This is a genomic window from Leifsonia sp. SIMBA_070 (genome assembly GCF_046534635.1).
Lineage (GTDB): Bacteria > Actinomycetota > Actinomycetes > Actinomycetales > Microbacteriaceae > Leifsonia.
In genome coordinates, this window is sequence record NZ_JAWRYK010000403.1 from 1 (window position 1) to 264 (window position 264).

The 264-nt window shown below is 66.7% G+C and carries 1 pseudogene; it reads right to left on the reverse strand.

Annotated features, from left to right (window positions below):
• Positions 1-264 (reverse strand): annotated as a pseudogene (locus SB754_RS20845) (hypothetical protein); the annotation flags it as partial.

A 264-nucleotide genomic window follows, 5' to 3' on the forward strand; every position in this document is an offset into this window, starting at 1 on the left:
GGTAGTCGGGCTGGTCATAGGGGCTTTCCTTGGTGTGATCGGCATAGTTCAGCCCCACACAGATGATCTTCGACGGCCGCGTCAGCGGGGGCAGGAAGCGGATCGACTCTTCCTCGAGGGCGCGTCCCCCGGCGAGCCGCCGATTCGCCTCCTCCAGCGACGCCCCGCCCTCCTTCAACAGCTCCGTCAGATCTCCGGGATAGCCGGCGTCGTTCACCGTCAGGCCACGCAGACCACCTTGTGCCTCGATCGCCAGGCCCTGGC